Below are 17,815 nucleotides of genomic sequence, written 5' to 3' on the forward strand. Positions count from 1 at the left end.
AAGCCAGTCAAGCCCGGGTCTGGGCCAGTCTAAACCACCCCAAACACCGCCGCAATCCTACAGCAGCGCCAATCAGCCTTCGTAATCGCCACCCAGCGACGATGTGCGGGCCGGTGCCGAGGCGGTGATCCGCAGGGCTTCGGCCGACTGGCTGAGCGAACCGATCTCATCGGCCTCATCCTCATCATCGGGGAGGATTTTTTGCAGGCTGACCACCAGCGATTCGAGCAGGTCGCGCGGGCGGATGGTTTCATCTGCGATTTCGCGCAGCGCCACGACCGGGTTCTTGTCCCGATCACGGTCAATGGTCAGGTCGCTGCCGCCCGAGATTTCACGCGCGCGCTGTGCGGCGAGCAATACGAGGTCGAAACGGTTGGGAACCTTGTCGACGCAATCTTCAACGGTAACGCGTGCCATGGGCGGCCCTTTTGGAATCACTGAATGCAGGAAAGATGCGCAGCTAGGCAAGAGGGTGCGCGAAGTCAAGGTTTGCAGGCGGCAGGCATGGGCGGGGAAAGCGACCGCGTAGCCCCCCTGCCTCCACATGGCGCTGCAAACCTCCGTCCGTCCCAATCCTCTACCCAAAGCTATCCGCCCTGCGCTAAGGCAGTGGTTATGGACAAAGCCCAGCCCACAGCCAAAGACGGCGCGGCCTATTGCGATCTCGATCCCTTCACTATTGATGCGCAAGGGCATTGTTTTACCTTTTACCCGCACGGGCCGGATCGTCTGGCCGCGCTGGTCGATCTGATTGGCAGCGCGCGCGAAACGCTCAAGGTGTTCTACTATCTGTTCGATAGCGACGTATCGGGCACCAAAGTGCGCGATGCGCTGATGGCTGCGGCGGCGCGCGGGGTCTCGATAGAATTGATTGTCGATGATTTTGGCAATGATGCAGGGGCCGAATTTTTCCGGCCGCTAACCGATGCGGGCGGGTATTTCGCGATTTTCTCGCCCCGGCTGGGCAAACGCTATCTGGTGCGCAATCATCAGAAGTTCGTGATTGCCGATGGCACCCGGGTAATGACCGGCGGGGCCAATGTTTCCGACCATTATTACGCACCCCCTGTAGATAATGGCTGGTGCGATCTGTCGGTGACCATCGCAGGCGCGGTGGTGCAGCGGTTCACCCAATGGTTCGGTCTGCTGAAAGACTGGGTCGAAAATGATGCCGCCGGACGCACCGCGAACCTGCGTGCCTTGCGCGATATCGTCAAGGATTGGGACGGCAGCGTTGATGGCAATGGCAGCGCGGTGCGGCTGCTGATTGGCGGGCCACTGGTGCGGCAGGGCCATTGGGCGTGGTGTCTGCGCAAGGATCTGGTGAGCGCGGTGCGGCTCGACACCGTTTCGGCCTATTTTTCACCGCCGCGCAGTGTCCGCCGCCTGATCGCCAGGGTTGCCCGGCGGGGTGAGGTGCGGATGGTGATGGCGGGCAAATCCGATTTCGCCCCCGCCACCGACATGGCGCGCCTGCAATACAAAGACTTGCTGAAGGCAGGCGCGCGGGTTTTCGAATTTCTGCCGTGCAAGTTACACATGAAACTGCTGGTGATCGATGATGCGAGCTACATCGGCAGCGCCAACCTCGACAAGCGGTCATTCCGGCTCAATGTCGAATTGATGGTGCGGATCGATGATGCGGCGCTTGCCGCGAAACTGCGTGAACTGATCGCCCATCTGGAGGCGGCGAGCATGCCGGTGACGCGCGAATGGTATGCGCGCGAAAGCACGTTCCTGAACCGGTTGCGCTGGCGGATAGCATATTGGATGGCGCTCGCCGATTACCGGGTGGGCAAGCTGGGAGCGGGATGAACGGCCGGCTCAGGTCAGGCCGCAATCGGTTCGAGGCAGGCCTCGAACCTTGGTATCAGGGCTGCTGGATGAAACCCGCGATTGCGGCGATGATCCCCTTGGCCAGTGGCAGATCGGGCGCGGTGTAGGTTGCCATGTTGTCCGCCGGGCTGTTGCCCGCAACGTCTTTCAGCACATGGCTGGCATCGGGCAGGATCGTCAGCGTGGCAGAGGGGTTGGCGGCCTTCAGCCGCTGCGCATCGGCCACCGACACTTGCAAGTCCTTGCCACCCTGAACGATCAGGATCGGCAATTGCGCACGCGCGGCGAGGTCTGCCGGGTCAAGCGCCATGATGCTGATGAAATAGCCCTGCAATGCCGGATTGAACAACGGCAGCAACGCCGGGGGCAGGGTGGCCGCATCGACCCGCTGGCCTGCGGCGAGCCGGTCAATCGCATCTTCCGCCGCACCAAGCAGCGGCGCATTGGCCGGGTTGGCGCGCAGCTGTTCCTTGAGCACTTCGCCCAGCGGCCTGCCCGGCGCAGCGATCAGCACCAGCCCGCACAGGCCTTTAACCTGCTGCGCGGCCGCAAGCGCCACCAGCCCGCCTTCGCTATGGCCCAGCAGCCAGACGCAATCCGCCCCCGTCGCCGTGCGGATCACATCGACCCATGCGGCGGTGTCAGCCACATAATCGGCAATCGTCACCGCGTTGGCATCGGGGATGGCGGCGGCGCTGCCGAACATCCCGCGCTTGTCGATCCGCACGCTGGCAATGCCTTCGGCGGCAAGCCCTTCCGCCAGCAAGCGATAGCTCGCCGCGCGCACGCCGAGCGGGTTATTGCCGTCGCGGTCGGTCGGGCCAGAGCCGGGGATGATCAGTGCCACCGGCCGCTGCGCTTCGGCTGCATTGCGCGCCGGGGCATCTATCATGGTGCCAACCAGCGGCCCATGCGGCCCCGCAGCTTCGATCTGCGTTTCGGGTGCAGGATTGGCGTGGGCTGGCACGGCGATTGCCAGCGCGGAAGCCAGCAGGGCGGTATATTTGATCATGGCTTGCTCCTTGCGCCTAAAGAGATGGCATCGGCTGGCGGCTGCGGGATTGCGGGACGAAGTGCCTCGCCGCCCTTAGCGCGCGAATAACTGCCCGACATCGGCAAAGGCTTTGAACTCCAGCGCATTGCCTGATGGATCGCGTAGGAACATCGTGGCCTGTTCGCCCGGCTGGCCTCTGAAACGGATGGTCGGTTCGATCACGAATTCGCAGCCGCCAGCGCGCAGCCGCGCCGCCAGTGCCTCCCACTCGTCCATGCCCAGCACAAGGCCGAAATGCGGTACCGGCACCCCGTGGCCGTCAACGTGGGTATTGGCAACATCGCGATTTTTGGCACCCGCCTTGCCCGGCGCAAGGTGCGCGACAATCTGGTGGCCGTGGAAATCGAAATCGATCCATTCATCGCTCGACCGCCCTTCGCTGCACCCCATCACCCCGCCATAAAAGGCGCGCGCGGCGGAAAGATCATCAACCGGGAAGGCGAGGTGAAACGGACGAAGGGTCATCAGCGAAGCTCCTGTTGGTGGCACAGCAATAGCCGCTTCATGCTCGACAGGAAATGCCCGCATATCTAGGGGTGCTACCGGTCGCGCAAGCGAACCTCGATAACTGAAAAGTCCCGGCAAGGTGGAGCAGACGACCTCATGAAACTGATCATCGGTAACAAGAATTATTCCAGCTGGAGTCTGCGCGGCTGGCTTGCGGTCAAGCAATCGGGCCTGCATTTCGACGAGCTTACTGTGCCGCTGATGGGCGAAGAATGGGATCGGCTGAAACAGGACATGGACGAGATGCAGCCGTCATCGGGCAAGATGCCGATCCTGTGGGATGGCGAAGCGGTGGTGTGGGAAAGCATGGCGATCATGGAATATCTTGCCGACAAGGTCGGGCGCGACCGGTTCTGGCCCAAGGATAACGTTGCACGCGGGATGGCGCGATCAATGGTGGCGGAAATGCATTCGGGCTATCAATCCTTGCGCAGCGAACTGCCGATGAACATTCGCCGCCGGGTGGAATTGCCTGGCCTCTCCGACGCGACCAAGCACGACATCGTCCGCATCCTTGGCCTGTGGGCCGAAGCGCGCGCGCGCCATGGCGGGGCGGGGCCGTATCTGTTCGGCACGTTCGGCGCGGCGGATATCTTCTATGCCCCGGTGGTGACGCGGTTTGTCACCTATGGCATCGGCGTGCCGGGATTTGCGCAGGCCTATATGCAGGCGATCTGGGAACATGACTGGATGGCCGAATGGATCAGCGCGGCAGGGGAAGAAGAATGGGTGATCGAACAATACGAGGCGGTCGCGTGAAAGCGGCGCTGGCCGTAGTGCTGGCGTTGGCGGTGATGCTGCCCGCACCCGCCCATGCCTGGGGTTTCTACGCCCACCGCAAGACCGCCGCGATTGCCGAGGCCAATGTCTCGCCGCAAGTGCGCGCCAAAATCGCGCGGCTGATCCGGTCGGAACCGGCGCTGGGCACGCCCGAATGCCCGCTCAAATCGCTTGAGGATGCGGCGGTGTGGGCCGATTGCATCCGCGGCGAAGGCTGGCGCTGGGGCTTTACCGCCGCGTGGCATTACCGCACCGCGCCGGTCTGTCAGGCGTTCAACCCCCGCGCCAATTGTGCGGGCGGCAATTGCGTCACCGCGCAAGTGACCCGCGCCCACCGGATGCTGGCCGATGAAAGCCTGCCCGCCGCGATCCGGCTGGAGGCGCTGGCCTTCGTGGTGCATTTTGCCGGCGATGTGCATATGCCGCTGCATTCGGGCGATAACGAGGATCGCGGCGGCAATGACCGCAAGGCGGATTACGGGATCAGACCGGGCTATAACTTGCACAGCATCTGGGATGGCCCGCTGGCCGAACGCGCGATCAGCGATCCCGCCGATCCGGTGGTGCGGCGCTATTCGCCCGCCGAACGCGCGGAGTTGAGCGGCGGCTCGCCCGACGACTGGGGCCGTGAAAGCTGGGAAATTGCGCGCGGCTTTGTCTATCCCACCGCATTCGACACCGAAGACGTTTGCGCCGCCCCGCTGCCCGATGAAACTGCGTTGAGCCAAGAGGACATCATCCGCGGGGTGCCGATTGCCAAACGCCGCGTGCAGCAGGCCGGGCTGCGCATCGCCGATCTGTTGGAAAGCGCGTTCGCGCCGGGGCCGCTGGTGGTGGAGGAGCAGCGGCGGCGTTAAGCGAATGCTTTGGTAAGGAACCACGCCGCCACGCCCAGCATCGCCAGCGCCAGCACTCGCCGCACGATCATCGCGCGATGCTGCGCCATCAGCAATGGTCGCAGTCGCCCCGCTCCCAGCACCAGCGCCAGATGGATCGACGTGGCGATAATGACGCTGACTGCGGCCATCGCCAGCCCCTGGCTCAGACTTGGCCGGCCTCCGGCGATGAACTGCGGCATGACGGTGATGAAAAACAGCGCCGATTTGGGATTGAAAAGGTTGATCGCCAATCCCGCAAAGAAATTGCGCCGTCCGATGACGTGCGGGGTGGCGGCTGGCGAACTTTCCCCCGATGCGCGCCATGCCTCAAACGCCAGCCACGCCATCATGGCCGCGGCCAACGCCGACATCGCCTGCGCCAGCATTGCGTCTTGCGCGAGGATGAAACTGGCCGCCAGCACGCTGAGCGCCGCATTGCCAGCGAGGCCCAATGCAATCCCGCTGATCGCAGCAAGCCCCGCGCGCCGCCCCTCGGCCAGGGTAAGCGTGACCAGCCACCCCATATTCGGCCCCGGTGTCAGCTCGATCAGCAGCACGGCAAGCGCAAATCCGGCAATATCCATCATGCCGCTGGTTCCCCGCAGTCCGCGCGCCGCTTCATGGGAGCCGTTCGCTGGCGTAGCGGCTTCCGTCCTTATGGGCATAGCCTTCCGGTCCGAACACCATGTCGATGTCTGAATATTCGCCGCTATCATCATCGCGCACACCCGCGCTGATGGCGACGAAGGCGCAGGGGCTATCCGAACGGTTGTGCAGATGGTGGCCGTTGGCTTCCCCGGCCGGAAAAGCCAGCACATCACCCGCGCTGACCGGGGTTTCGCCGCGATCATCGATCAACACCGCGTGGCCTTCGATCATCACCACCAATTCGTCTTGCCCGCGATGCCAGTGGCGCTGCGACGAGAACGCACCCGGCTCCAGCACCACGTGGCTCGCCCCCATCTGTGTCAGGCCCGCAGGCGGTGCCAGCCGACGATACCAACGGCCCGCAACCGCCGCGTCATAGGGCGGCGGATAGCCGGTCGCATTGGTCTGGGGAATGGCGTCAAGATCAAGCTTGGGCATTGGCGGCAACTCCTGCTAGGCCTGCACGAATGCTCGATCCGCTCGACCTTGCCAAGCGCCTGATTGCCGCGCCTTCCGTGACGCCTGCAAGTGGCGCGGTGTTTGATGAATTGGAAGCGATGCTCGCGCCGCTGGGCTTTGCGGTGCATCGGTTCATGCGCGGCGCAGGGCCGGAAGGCAGCGACGAGGCACCGGTCGAAAACCTGTTCGCCATTCGCGCCGGGCCGCCGGGGTCGCGGCACTTTGCCTTTGCCGGGCATCTGGATGTGGTGCCGCCGGGAGATGGCTGGGCAACCGATCCGTTTACCCCCGAAGTGCGCGGTGAACTGCTGCACGGGCGCGGCGCGGTCGATATGAAGGGCGCGATTGCCGCAATGGTCGCCGCCGTCGCCAATGTGCCTGCCGAAGCGGGCACGATCAGTTTCATCATCACCGGCGACGAAGAAGGCCCCGCGCTGCACGGCACCCGCGCGCTGATCGATTACATGGTGGCAGCGGGCCACCAACCCGACCTATGCCTTGTGGGTGAGCCTACGTCCGTCAACCGCTTGGGCGACATGGTGAAGATCGGGCGGCGCGGTTCGGTCAATATCTGGATTACCGTGGACGGCACGCAGGGCCATGTCGCCTATCCGCATCTGGCCGATAATCCGCTGCCCAAACTGGTGGCGATTCTGGCGGAACTGGACGCGCTGACGCTGGATACAGGCACGCAGTGGTTTCAGCCGTCGAACCTTGAAATCACTGAAATCACCGCGCCCAACACCGCGCACAACGTCATCCCCGCGCAGGGGCGGGCGCGGATATCGATCCGCTTCAACGATTTGCACAGCGGCAAAAGCCTGTCCGACAGGGTTTGCGCCATCGCCGAACAGCACGGCGGCCATGCGCGACCGATTATTTCGGGCGAACCGTTCCTGACCGAACCGGGCGCGTTTTCGAAACTGGTCGCGGCGGCGGTTGAGGCGGAAACCGGCATCGCCCCCGAACTGTCCACCACCGGCGGCACATCCGACGCGCGGTTCCTGCGCAGCGTCTGCCCGGTGATCGAATTCGGCCTGTGCAACGCCACCATGCATAAGCGTGACGAGGCTGCGGCGGTTTCCGATCTGGCCGCGCTCGCCCGTATCTATGCCCGCATCGGCCGCGCCGCGCTGACGTTAGAGGAAGGATATTAATTTGAGCACCTGGCTGCGAATTCCCCTGTGGCAACGCGTGATTGCGGCGCTGATCCTTGGCATTATCGTCGGGCGTTTTTGGGGGCCGGGGGCGGAAAGCATCAAGATCATCGGCGATGTGTTCGTCGCCTTTATCAAGATGCTGGTGGTGCCGTTGATCTTCTTCAGTCTGGTGGCGGGTGTCGCCAGTATTGGCGATCTGCGCAAGCTGGGCAGCGTCGGCTGGCGGGCGATGTTGCTGTTTGTGGTGACCGGTCAGATGTCGGTGTGGCTGGGGCTGACGCTGGGCACGTTGATTGCGCCGGGTCTGGGCGTGGATACCTCCGCGTTGACCCTAGGAGCCGCGCCCGATCCCGCCGAGACCAGCTGGCGCGAGATGGTGCTCGGCATGATCCCGCAAAGCCCGGTGCAGGTGATGGCGGACGTCAACGTGTTGCCACTGATCGTGTTCTCGCTGCTGATCGGGATCGGCATCCTGATGGCCAAGGAAGACGGCGAGCCCGCGCTCAAGATCTTCGAAAGCGGCTCTGTGGTGATGCAGAAAGTTACCATGGTAGTGATGGAACTGACCCCGTTCGGCGTTTTCGCGCTGATGGCGTGGGTGGCGGGGACGCTGGGCTTCGATGCGCTGGCTGCGCTCGGCAAGCTGGTGTTCCTCAACTACTTCGGCTGCCTCCTAATCATCGGGTTGATCTACGGCGCGATGATCAAATTCATTGCCAAGGTGCCATTGATCGGGTTTTTCCGCGGCATGATCGACGCGATTGCGGTCAGCTATTCCACCGCCAGTTCCAACGCGACGCTGCCGGTCACGCTGCGCTGTGCCGAACGCAATCTGGGCGTGTCAAAGCCGGTTGCCAGCTTTGTCATCAGCCTTGGCGCGACGGTGAACATGAATGGCACGGCTATGTATCTGGGGCTGGCGACCCTGTTCGGGGCGCAGATTTTCGGGGTGGATCTGAGCTGGGGCGATTACGCGATGATCGCGCTGCTCGGCACGCTCGGCGCGGTCGGCGCGGCGGGGATTCCCGGCGCGGGGCTGATCATGATGGCGCTGGTGTTCAGCGCGGTGAACGTGCCGCTGGAAACCATCGCCTTTGTCGCCGGGGTTGACCGGATCATGGACATGATGCGCACCACCACCAACATCACCGGCGATGGCGCGGTGGCGGTGACCGTGGCGAGCCTGACGGGCGAACTCGACAAGGCCGAACTGATCAGCGCGGATGATGTGTAGGTAGATTTACTTTTTCACATATTCGACCGGCACAAACTCACCCAAGGTGCAGCCTGCCCCGCGTTGCAATACGCCCCCATAATCTTGCAGCGCATAGACGATCTGCGTGGTGCACAATTGGTTGAGCGAGGTTTCGTAGGTAATGGCCTCTTCAAAGCTCAAACCCGGACAGCGTTGCGGCAAGATGCTGCGATAAACATCGCCGCCGGTCATCTCGAAATCGATTACCCAGTCACTGCGCACCGCCGTCTGGCGGATCTGGCTTCGGGTGAGGCATTGCTTCGGCGCGCCAAGCACGTTTACGGCGGGCGCTCCGGCGGTGGGGTTGGCCTGGGTCGCCTGTTCTACCGGGGCACAAGCCACGGCAAGGACGGGTAAAGCGGCAAGGCTCAGGTTCCGCAGGTTCATCACGCTTCTCCACCAATATGCGACGCATCATCGCCCCGGCGCTTGAACCTTGGCTTAATCCGCGCGCCCCCGCAGCGCCTCCAGCACCTTCTTCCTGAAGCTGCACAGGTCAGCGACCTTGCAGCGCCAGCATTCGGGCGTCCTTGCCTTGCAGACATAGCGCCCGTGCAGGATCATCCAGTGGTGCGAATGCAGGCGAAATGGCTGCGGCACGCGCTTTTCCAGCTTGGCCTCGACCGCTTCGGGGGTCTTGCCCCTGGCCATGCCGGTGCGGTTGCCAAGGCGGAAGATGTGGGTGTCGACCGCAAAGGTTTCCTGCCCGAACCAGCAATTGAGCACGACATTGGCGGTCTTGCGCCCGACGCCGGGCAGGCGGGTGAGGGCTTCGCGGGTATCGGGCACTTCGCCGCCATATTCATCGACCAGCAGCTGGGACAACGCGATCACGTTCTTGGCCTTGGAATTGAACAGGCCGATGGTCTTGATGTGCTCTTTCAGCCCATCCTCTCCCAGATCGAGCATCTGCTGCGGCGTTGAAACCTTGGCGAACAACGCCCGCGTCGCTTTGTTCACCCCGACATCGGTCGCCTGCGCGGACAGCGCCACGGCCACCACCAACTGATAAGCATTGCCATATTCCAGCTCGGTCTGGGGCGAGGGGTTATCCTCGGCCAGGCGGCGGAAAAATTCGAAAATCTGATCGCGGGTCATCAGGTCAGCCGGTAATCCCCGAACCAATCAGCGCAACCATGAAACCGGCCACCGCGCCCATCGCCGGCATCCATTCGCCGTTGCCCTTCGCCTCGGGTGCGACATCTTCGAACACCAGATAGAGGATCCCTCCGGCAAAAAACGTCATCACGCTGCCCAGCACCGCGCTCTCAAGCGTAAAGACGAGGTAGCCGAGCGTTGCGGCGATCGGCCCGATCACGATGCACAGCAGCATCAATCGCAGGATATGCGAGCGGATGAAGCCGCCGTGGCTGTTGCGGACTTCGCGATAGGCGTTGAAACCCTCGGGCAGGTTTTGGGCAATCATCACTGCCGCCAAAAACAGCGCCATGGCCCGATTTTGGGTAATGACCGCGCCAACCACCACCGCTTCGGGAATGAAATCCAGGTTGAGCGCAACCAGCTGGCTGGCTGGCGTGCCGGAACGCTGCAGCGCCCGGTCAACCACCAGCGCCGCCGCGCCGCCCGCCACAAAGGTTCCCGCCGCAAGCCATACCGGCTGCGAATCAAGCCCATGCGGCACCAGCAGCAGGCCCACCGCGCCAATCAACGCGCCGCCGCCAAAGGCGATGACTGCGTTCTTCCACTTGTCTGACAGCACGCCGCCGCGAATTTCATCCAGACAGCCCAGCGCCGCGCCAGCAAAAGCGCTGAACCCGGCGACGGCTGTCAGCGCCAGTGCGAGCAGAAATGGGCCGGTCAGAAATGACATCCTATCGTGTTCCTTCCCCAGCGAGCCTGCCGATCAGCCACTGCGCTGGCTTCACCATGCATTGCACGAAGACCGCCCGAAGTTACTTTCCGTCCGTTTGACGGCTCGCGGCTTTCCATTCCATTGCCCGCAGCGCGCGCTTTTCCACCGAAGGGTGGGTGTAAAACAGCACCTCTTCCAGCGGGCTTGGCCGCGGGTAACGATACTCCGCCGTCTTCACCAGCGCGCTCGCCAGCGCATCGGGTTCGCCTACGGTTTCGAGCGAATACCGATCCGCCTCAGTCTCACCCACCCGCGTGAGGGTGTTGGTGAGCGGCGTGATAAGCAACCCGAGCACCGATCCCACCACAGCGAACACGGGCAGTCCGCGCGGCTCGCCGAGCCGGGCATCGCTCCCCAGCAATCGCGCCGTTGGCGCAAACAGGCGATTGAGCAGATAGAAGAACAGCATCGCCAGCAGCGGGAAGATCACCACGTAACGCCAGATATGGCCAAGCTTGTAATGCCCGGCCTCATGACCTGTCACTGCGCGCACTTCGGCAAGTGATGCCTCTTTCAGCGCCACATCGGAAATCGCGATCCGCGCGGTTGGGCCGATGCCGGAAACATTGGCGGTGAACCGTTCCGACTGGCGCGACCCGTCATACATGAAAATGCGGTCATGCGGGATATCGACATCATCGGCAATTCGCTCGAGCGCCGTGCGCACCTCTCCGGGGGGGACGGGTTTGTATTCGTTGAACAATGGTTCAATCAGGCTTGGCCCGGCGAGCAACATCAGCAACACCGTTACAGCAGCAAGCCCTCCACTCCATATCCACCAGCGCCGCCCGGTGCGGCGGATCAGGGTGTAGACCCCGGCCAGGAACAGCCCTCCGACCATGATTGTGATCGCTTCGCTGATCGCCACCTGCCCGAGGAAATCGCCCAGCGGTTGCTGCGACAGGTCGTAGTTTCGCTGGCGATGCCAATCGGTGAAAATGACCCACGGAAGGGTCAGTACTGCTGAAATCAGGAAGAACGCAGCGCTGACCGCGAAGGTGGAAACGAATGGTTTGCGCTGTTCCAACCGCTCAGCAACCCAGTCAAGCAGGCGCAGGCGCACCATGATCCAGGCGACCAACAAAGATACTGCGACCCCGGCGAACAGCAGCCAGTGATTGCCCGTGGTATAGGCCTCAGCCTTGGCCAGCGCCTCCGGCCCGAGGGTATCGACAAGTCGCGCGGCTTCTTGCGCGGGCGTCAAGGCGTGCGACATGATGATGGCTCCCAAGTGTGTTGTTTATCCAATACACCGGGTGCTGTGCCGGTCAAGCGTCACAGCCCCAGCACGTCGTTCATGCTGTAACGCCCGGCGGGCTTACCGATCAGCCATGCGGCCGCCTTCACCGCTCCGCGCGCAAAGATCATGCGGTCTTCGGCGTTATGAGAGATCGTCAGCCGTTCGTCCGGCCCGGCAAAGATCACGGAATGTTCGCCCGCCACCGTGCCGCCGCGCAGGGTGGCAAAACCGATTGCGCCTTCGCGCCGCGCGCCGGTCATGCCGTGACGGCCGCTTTCCGTATTGGCGGCCAGATCAATCTTGCGCGCTGCGGCTGCGGCTTCACCCAGCAGCTTGGCGGTGCCCGACGGCGCATCGACCTTCATCCGGTGATGCATTTCCAGCACTTCGATATCCCAATCCGGCCCCAGCCGCGCCGCCGCCTCCCGCACCAGATGCGCCATCAAGGTGATGCCTAGCGAGAAGTTGCCCGATTGCAGCACCGGCACCGCACTGGCGGCTTTGGCGAGCAAGACGAAATGTTCCTCCTGCAATCCGGTGGTGCCGATCAGAATCGGAATCCCCGCCACCTTCGCCGCGCCAAGATTGGTGGCCAGCGCGTCCGGCGCGGAAAAATCGACCAGCACATCGCATTGCCCCGCCAGCGGGCCGGGATTGCCCCCGGCATCCACGCCCACACGCATTTCGTGCCCCGCTTCGGCAATTGCCGCTTCCAGCGCCTGCCCCATGCGGCCTTTGTGTCCGATCACCCCGAATTGCAGCATATCCAAATCTCCGCTCGCCCAGAGCCTGTCGAAGGGCCGCTTTCCCCTTTAACAAAGGTCGCTCAAAAAGGGCAGCCCTTCGCAATGTGCGCTAAACAGCTAACCCACACCCCCGGCACCCCGCATCTTTGGCGATGCGGATCGTGCGTAGGCCCGGCGCAAGGCCGTCAAGGATATGCAGCCGCCCCCAGCCGGGATCGCCCAGCGCCGATGTGCCTGCCAGCAGCACCTTGACCGCTTGCAGTGCGGCAAAGCTGCCCGCCCATCCGGCCATCGCCCCCAGCATCCCGTCATCGGCGCAGGTATCGCAGTCCTCGGCATCAAAGGCATCACCGACAAAGCAGCGATAGCAGGCTTCACCCGGCAAATGCCCGGCGAAGGCGGCGACCTGCCCCTGAAACCGCCCGACGGCGGCCGACAGCAGCGGAACCCCTGCCGCCACGCAGGCATCGGACACGGCTAGCCGTGTGGCGAAATTGTCGGTGCCGTCGACCACCAGATCAACGCCCGCGATCAGGCTGGCGGCGTTTTCAGGCGTGATCCGCGCGTCGGACACGTCGACGGCCAGCGTATCGTCGAAATTGGCGAGCCAGCGCCGCGCCGATACCGCCTTGCCATAACCGACATCGCGGGTGGTGAAGATCGTCTGGCGTTGCAGGTTGCTGACATCAACCACATCGTCATCGACAAGGGTAAGCCTGCCGATCCCGCTTGCCGCCAGATATTGCAATGCGGGGCTGCCAATCCCGCCAAGCCCGATGATCGCGACGTGGCTGCCCGCCAGTCTGACTTGCCCCGCGCCGCCGACTTCGGGCAACACGATGTGGCGGGCAAAACGATCAAGCCGGGCGGGCGAGAGGGTCATGGTTCGTCCGTAGGCGCCCCAAGGGCAGGCGGGGCCGCGCGCCGTTCCTGCCGGAACGCGCCGATGCCGTGCCACCACAGGAACGCAATCACCGCGCCCTTGACCGGTTGCAGCATGGCGATCAGCATCACCACCGCCACCGGCAGGATAATCGCCAGCGTTGCCCAAGCCGACATGCCGAAGGTGCCGATCATCGCGATCACCACTGGCGCAAGCAGGTGGCCGACCACGAAGATGCCGATATAGGCCGGAAAGTCATCGGCCTGCTGTACCGACCAATCCTGCCGGCAATGCGGGCAGGCATCGACCGGTTTCAGCCATGCGCGAAACAATGCCGCCGCGCCGCAGCGCGGGCATTGCCCCTTTACGCCGCGCAACAGCGCCGGGAACGCGCTGGCGGGAAGATCGATCTGGTCGGGCGTAAGCGGTCGAGTGGGCATGGGCAGGCTGTTTACAACCTGCGCGCCGCCTGTCGAGCATTGTCTCTGCATTGCGCCGGAACGCACAATTGCAACTGTTCAGCTTTCCAGCTGGCGCAGCAGGCTGCGCACATCGCCGTCCATATCAGCATCGCGGGTGCGCAGGTCTTCGATCAGGCGCACCGCGTGGATCACGGTGGAATGATCGCGCCCGCCGAACTTGCGCCCGATTTCGGGGTAGCTGCGCGGGGTCAGCACCTTGGACAGATACATTGCCACCTGACGCGGGCGGACAACCGCACGCGCGCGGCGTTTGCTGCTCATTTCCGCGCGGTCGATGCGGTAGAACTGGCACACTGTGCGCTGAATCTCGTCAATGGTGATCCGGCGGCGGTTGGCCGAGAGGATATCGGTGAGCTGTTCTTCGGCCAGCTGAAGTTTCACTTCCTGCCCGGTCAGCTGGGCATAGGCGATCAGTTTGTTGAGGCCGCCAACCAGTTCGCGCACATTGCGGGTGATGGTGCGGGCGAGGAATTCGATCACATCATCAGGCACCGCAATCGCAGCAAAGCGGGTCAGTTTGGACACCAGGATTTTCTTGCGAAGCTCGATATCGGCAGGCTGGATATCGGCCACCAGCCCCATCGACAGACGCGAAAGCAGGCGCGGTTCGACGCCGTCGAGCGCCTGCGGGGCGCGGTCAGCGGCGAACACCAGCCGCTTGCCTTCGGCCAGCAGCGCATCGATGGTGTAGAGCAATTCTTCCTGCGCGCTCGCCTTGCCGATGATGAACTGGATATCGTCTACCAGCAGCAGATCAAAGCTGCGCAGCCGCGCCTTGAATTCGATGGTCTGGCTCGATTTCAACGCCTGCACGAATTCGACCATGAAACGTTCGGCCGAACAGTAAAAGATGCGCGCGCGCGGGTGGGTTTGCAGATAGGCGTGGCCGATGGCGTGCAGCAGATGGGTTTTACCCTGCCCGGTCGCCGCCTTGAGATAGAGCGGCGAGAATTGCGGCTGTTCCAGCGCGGCCATGCGCTGCGCTGCGTTGCAGGCCAGCACGTTGGCTTCGCCCGTGACAAATGCGGCAAAGGTCAGCGACGGATCAAGACCGACCGATGATGTGAAGCTGGCATCGCCCATCGCGCCTGCCGCCATCGCGATTGCCGATGCGCCGTCATTGGCGGGGCGGCGGCCATCGTCCAGCCGCAGTTCGGGCAGATGGCGGCGACCGGGATGCACCTGGATGTTGACGCTGCGCACTTCGCTGCGCGCGATTTTCCACGCCAGTTGCAGCCGATCATGGAATCGGTCACGCACCCAGTTGGCTGAAAATTCGGTCGGCAGATAGAGATCGAGCGTGCCGGTTTCGCGATTGATATTGCCAAGCTGGATCGGCTTGATCCACTGGCTGTGCAATTGGTGGCCCAGATCCTTGCGCAGGCCCTGACTGATATCAGACCAATCGGCGGCAAGGTTTACGGCTTCTGCGTCTTCCATCAGATGTTCATCCGCCTGTCGGCCGGATGTCCGTGCCTTGTCGATTTTGTGCACAATCTCGTCCCCAATCCATGCCTGTTCTGCGCGCCCCTATGGATCGCAGAATCATGCCTTCCCCATTGCGACAGGCAATAGTTTGCCTGCTCCGGAAACCGAGTTTCCGAAGCCCCCCCTGTCGGCCAGTTTGTTAAGGCCCGGTCTAATCCACACCGGACAGGGACTATCTAAAGAACTCCCTGCAGGTTTGCGCAAGCACGGACTTTTAAAAAAAGTGAAATATTCCTGTTGACTCGGCGCAATGCCGCAGACTTGCATTCAAGTGCATGAATTCACACAATAAGCGGGTGGGATACTGTGCGAATCGCGAGGAATCCTGACATTTGTGAGGGTTCGCCCTGTCACAATCGCCACAAACCAAAACGGGCCGCGCTGGTTGAGCGCGACCCGATTAGGCATTTGCATTTTTTGCAACCCGTAAACGCCCATTAAACAAGCTTACGCAGCTGCCCAAAACGAATCAGAGCGTGGCGACTCGGCGCGTCAGCCGCGACAATTTGCGCGCCACGGTGTTCTTGTGCAGCACGCCGCGAGCGACGCCGCGCGCCATTTCCGGCTGAGCGGCCTTGAGCGCCACGGCAGCGGCGTCTTTGTCACCGGCTTCGCAGGCCGATTCGACCTTCTTGATGAAGCTGCGGATGCGGCTGATGCGCGCACCGTTGATTTCGGCGCGGGCGGTGTTGCGGCGGATGCGCTTTTTGGCTTGCGGCGTGTTGGCCATAATTCGTGTCTGTCTCGCGTTTGGTTCTAGCCGCCTGAGCGGGCCGGGAAAACTGTTCGGTGTGCTCGAAAATAAGGGGTCGGACGCATGGCCCTACCGCCGGAAAGCAGCGCGCATAGTCGCTGATGCGCGCAAGGTCAACGTTTCTCCCCTACTTCTGGCAGATCGGGCAGTACCATGTGCTGCGTCCGCCCTGCGCGATACGGGCGATTACCCCGCCATCATCGCTGTGGCAGGCCTGCCCTTCGCGGCCATAGACATCAAAGCTGCTGGCGAAATAGCCAAGCTCACCATCGGGTTGGGTGTAATCGCGCAAAGTCGAACCGCCAGCGCGGATTGCGGCGTCGAGCACGTCGCGGATCGCGGGCACCAGCCGTGCCAATTGCGGCCCCGATACCTTGCCCGCGGGCCGGGTTGGGCGGATACCGGCGCGCCACAGCGCCTCGCACACATAGATATTGCCGAGCCCCGCCACGATCCGCTGATCGAGCAGGCACAGTTTGATGGACTGGGTTTTTCCCGCCAGCGCGGCCTTTAGATGCGCCGCCGTCAACCCCGGCCCCAACGGTTCGGGGCCAAGCGCGGCGAATTGCGGCCAGGCATCCAATGCATCTGTTGCCAGCAGATCGACCGAACCAAAGCGGCGCGGATCGCATAGGGCAAAGCGGTGGTCGGCGGTTTCCAGCAGCAGGTGGTCGTGGGGATCAGAGGTTTCGGGATCGATCCGCCAGCGCCCGCTCATACCCAGATGGAAAATCATCGTCGCATCGCGGTTCAAATGGATAAGGCCGTATTTCGCCCGGCGCGAAAGGCCGGTCACTTGCGCTCCGGACAACATCTGCACCAGATCGGCGGGGAAGGGGCGGCGCAGATTGGGGCGGTTCAATGTGACGCGGGTGATCCGTGCGCCATCGAGGAACCGCGCGAGGCCACGCACCGTTGTTTCGACTTCGGGGAGTTCAGGCATTGCAAACTTCGCACATGGGAACCCCTCTAACACCCTTTGCGCCCGGCTCAATTCCCTCTAGGGAACGCCGCATGACACAGAGCACTGACGATACCGTTTCCTTCGGCTACACGCAGGTCACGCCTGAGGAAAAGACCCGCAAAGTGGGCGAGGTTTTCTCCAGCGTCGCGCGCAAATACGACATCATGAATGATGCCATGTCGGGCGGGATGCACCGGCTGTGGAAGGATCGTTTCGTCAAGCGCGTGAAACCGCAGGCGGGTGAGCAGATCCTCGATATGGCGGGCGGCACCGGCGACATCGCGTTTCGCATGGCGGAGCGCGGCGCGCATATCACCGTTGCCGATATCAATCAGGATATGCTCGACGTGGGCGCCGAACGCGCGCTGGAGCGGGGCTTGGGCGAGGACGATGGCAGCCTCGTCTTCACCTGCCAGAACGCCGAGGAAGTGAACTTCCCCGCCAACACCTTCGATGCGTACACCATCGCGTTCGGCATCCGCAACGTCACCCATATCGACCGCGCGCTGGCCGAGGCGCTACGCGTGCTGCGACCGGGCGGGCGGTTTTTCTGCCTCGAATTTTCGACCGTTGAATGGTCGGGGCTGAAACAGGCCTATGATATCTATTCCGAACACCTGCTGCCGCGCATGGGGCAGATGATTGCAGGCGATGCGGATTCCTATCGCTATCTGGCCGAATCGATCCGCAAGTTTCCGCCGATGCCCGCGTTTGAAGCGATGATCCGCAGCGCCGGCTTTGCCAATACGCGGGTCGAACCGATTATGGGCGGGCTGGTGGCGATCCATTCGGGGTGGAAGATTTAACG

The 17,815-nt window shown here is 62.9% G+C and carries 21 protein-coding genes; 6 read left to right on the plus strand and 15 right to left on the minus strand.

Translation table 11 applies throughout. The features are described 5' to 3' along the window. Positions 1-72 precede the first annotated feature (72 nt). Positions 73-417 carry a DNA-directed RNA polymerase subunit omega gene (gene rpoZ / locus ACSSV3_RS11135; protein WP_354325433.1) on the minus strand — a complete coding sequence of 115 codons (345 nt, stop codon included), beginning with the start codon at positions 415-417 and terminating at the stop codon, positions 73-75. 198 nt (positions 418-615) lie between these two features. Between rpoZ and ACSSV3_RS11140 the strand changes: the two genes are divergently transcribed. Next, complete coding sequence (locus ACSSV3_RS11140; RefSeq protein ID WP_354325434.1) at positions 616-1,815, plus strand: phospholipase D-like domain-containing protein; 1,200 nt, start codon at positions 616-618, stop codon at positions 1,813-1,815. A gap of 55 nt (positions 1,816-1,870) precedes the next feature. Here ACSSV3_RS11140 and ACSSV3_RS11145 read toward each other — a convergent pair whose 3' ends face one another. Continuing rightward, a complete protein-coding gene (locus tag ACSSV3_RS11145; RefSeq protein ID WP_354325436.1) occupies positions 1,871-2,848 on the minus strand; it encodes an alpha/beta hydrolase in 978 nt (325 codons plus the stop codon). Between the two features lie 75 nt (positions 2,849-2,923). Continuing rightward, positions 2,924-3,355, minus strand: coding sequence for a VOC family protein (locus tag ACSSV3_RS11150; protein ID WP_354325438.1), 432 nt, complete (start codon positions 3,353-3,355; stop codon positions 2,924-2,926). A gap of 138 nt (positions 3,356-3,493) precedes the next feature. Between ACSSV3_RS11150 and ACSSV3_RS11155 the strand changes: the two genes are divergently transcribed. Beyond that, on the plus strand, positions 3,494-4,156 hold the full coding sequence (locus ACSSV3_RS11155) for a glutathione S-transferase family protein (RefSeq protein WP_354325440.1): 663 nt from the start codon (positions 3,494-3,496) through the stop codon (positions 4,154-4,156). After that, entirely contained in the window at positions 4,153-5,034 is an 882-nt protein-coding gene (locus tag ACSSV3_RS11160; RefSeq protein WP_354325442.1) for a S1/P1 nuclease, read from the plus strand. The genes ACSSV3_RS11155 and ACSSV3_RS11160 overlap by 4 nt, the downstream gene beginning before the upstream one ends. On the opposite strand, the gene ACSSV3_RS11165 is transcribed toward ACSSV3_RS11160, so the two are convergent. Together ACSSV3_RS11165 and ACSSV3_RS11170 are read right to left on the minus strand one after the other, a co-directional pair. After that, entirely contained in the window at positions 5,031-5,642 is a 612-nt protein-coding gene (locus ACSSV3_RS11165) for a LysE family translocator (protein ID WP_354325443.1), read from the minus strand. The two genes, ACSSV3_RS11160 and ACSSV3_RS11165, sit on opposite strands and share 4 nt — an antisense overlap. A gap of 31 nt (positions 5,643-5,673) precedes the next feature. Then, positions 5,674-6,141, minus strand: a complete 468-nt coding sequence (locus tag ACSSV3_RS11170) for a cupin domain-containing protein (protein WP_354325445.1) — start codon at positions 6,139-6,141, stop codon at positions 5,674-5,676. Between the two features lie 29 nt (positions 6,142-6,170). Here ACSSV3_RS11170 and dapE point away from each other — a divergent pair, with 29 nt between their 5' ends. Both dapE and ACSSV3_RS11180 read left to right on the plus strand, forming a co-directional pair. Then, complete coding sequence (dapE, locus tag ACSSV3_RS11175) at positions 6,171-7,319, plus strand: succinyl-diaminopimelate desuccinylase (RefSeq protein ID WP_354325447.1); 1,149 nt, start codon at positions 6,171-6,173, stop codon at positions 7,317-7,319. A 1-nt stretch (position 7,320) separates the two neighbouring features. After that, on the plus strand, positions 7,321-8,556 hold the full coding sequence (locus ACSSV3_RS11180; protein ID WP_354325449.1) for a dicarboxylate/amino acid:cation symporter: 1,236 nt from the start codon (positions 7,321-7,323) through the stop codon (positions 8,554-8,556). A 6-nt stretch (positions 8,557-8,562) separates the two neighbouring features. Here the strand turns inward: ACSSV3_RS11180 and ACSSV3_RS11185 are convergent, their stop codons facing one another. The 10 genes from ACSSV3_RS11185 to mutM all read right to left on the minus strand — a co-directional run bounded on the left by ACSSV3_RS11185 (position 8,563) and on the right by mutM (position 16,986). Beyond that, positions 8,563-8,964 (minus strand): hypothetical protein, encoded by a 402-nt coding sequence (locus ACSSV3_RS11185; RefSeq protein WP_354325451.1) that lies wholly within the window; start codon positions 8,962-8,964, stop codon positions 8,563-8,565. A 54-nt stretch (positions 8,965-9,018) separates the two neighbouring features. Continuing rightward, positions 9,019-9,675 carry an endonuclease III gene (gene nth, locus ACSSV3_RS11190; protein WP_354325452.1) on the minus strand — a complete coding sequence of 219 codons (657 nt, stop codon included), beginning with the start codon at positions 9,673-9,675 and terminating at the stop codon, positions 9,019-9,021. A 4-nt stretch (positions 9,676-9,679) separates the two neighbouring features. Then, on the minus strand, positions 9,680-10,408 hold the full coding sequence (locus ACSSV3_RS11195; protein WP_354325454.1) for a ZIP family metal transporter: 729 nt from the start codon (positions 10,406-10,408) through the stop codon (positions 9,680-9,682). 82 nt (positions 10,409-10,490) lie between these two features. Beyond that, complete coding sequence (locus ACSSV3_RS11200; RefSeq protein WP_354325456.1) at positions 10,491-11,666, minus strand: M48 family metallopeptidase; 1,176 nt, start codon at positions 11,664-11,666, stop codon at positions 10,491-10,493. Between the two features lie 59 nt (positions 11,667-11,725). Beyond that, positions 11,726-12,454: a 4-hydroxy-tetrahydrodipicolinate reductase gene (dapB, locus tag ACSSV3_RS11205; protein WP_354325458.1), complete on the minus strand. Its 729-nt coding sequence runs from the start codon at positions 12,452-12,454 to the stop codon at positions 11,726-11,728. Positions 12,455-12,545: 91 nt separating this feature from the next. Beyond that, positions 12,546-13,319 (minus strand): HesA/MoeB/ThiF family protein, encoded by a 774-nt coding sequence (locus ACSSV3_RS11210; RefSeq protein ID WP_354325460.1) that lies wholly within the window; start codon positions 13,317-13,319, stop codon positions 12,546-12,548. Next, complete coding sequence (locus ACSSV3_RS11215) at positions 13,316-13,759, minus strand: DUF983 domain-containing protein (protein ID WP_354325462.1); 444 nt, start codon at positions 13,757-13,759, stop codon at positions 13,316-13,318. Before ACSSV3_RS11215 ends, ACSSV3_RS11210 begins: the two co-directional genes overlap by 4 nt. 78 nt (positions 13,760-13,837) lie before the next feature. Further along, entirely contained in the window at positions 13,838-15,241 is a 1,404-nt protein-coding gene (gene dnaA, locus ACSSV3_RS11220; protein ID WP_354325464.1) for a chromosomal replication initiator protein DnaA, read from the minus strand. Positions 15,242-15,758: 517 nt separating this feature from the next. Next, entirely contained in the window at positions 15,759-16,019 is a 261-nt protein-coding gene (gene rpsT, locus ACSSV3_RS11225; protein ID WP_354325465.1) for a 30S ribosomal protein S20, read from the minus strand. Between the two features lie 151 nt (positions 16,020-16,170). Beyond that, positions 16,171-16,986, minus strand: a complete 816-nt coding sequence (gene mutM / locus ACSSV3_RS11230; protein WP_354325467.1) for a bifunctional DNA-formamidopyrimidine glycosylase/DNA-(apurinic or apyrimidinic site) lyase — start codon at positions 16,984-16,986, stop codon at positions 16,171-16,173. Positions 16,987-17,057: 71 nt separating this feature from the next. Between mutM and ACSSV3_RS11235 the strand changes: the two genes are divergently transcribed. Continuing rightward, complete coding sequence (locus ACSSV3_RS11235; RefSeq protein WP_354325469.1) at positions 17,058-17,813, plus strand: class I SAM-dependent methyltransferase; 756 nt, start codon at positions 17,058-17,060, stop codon at positions 17,811-17,813. Positions 17,814-17,815 lie beyond the last annotated feature (2 nt).

It is taken from the genome of Porphyrobacter sp. MBR-49 (genome assembly GCF_053628655.1).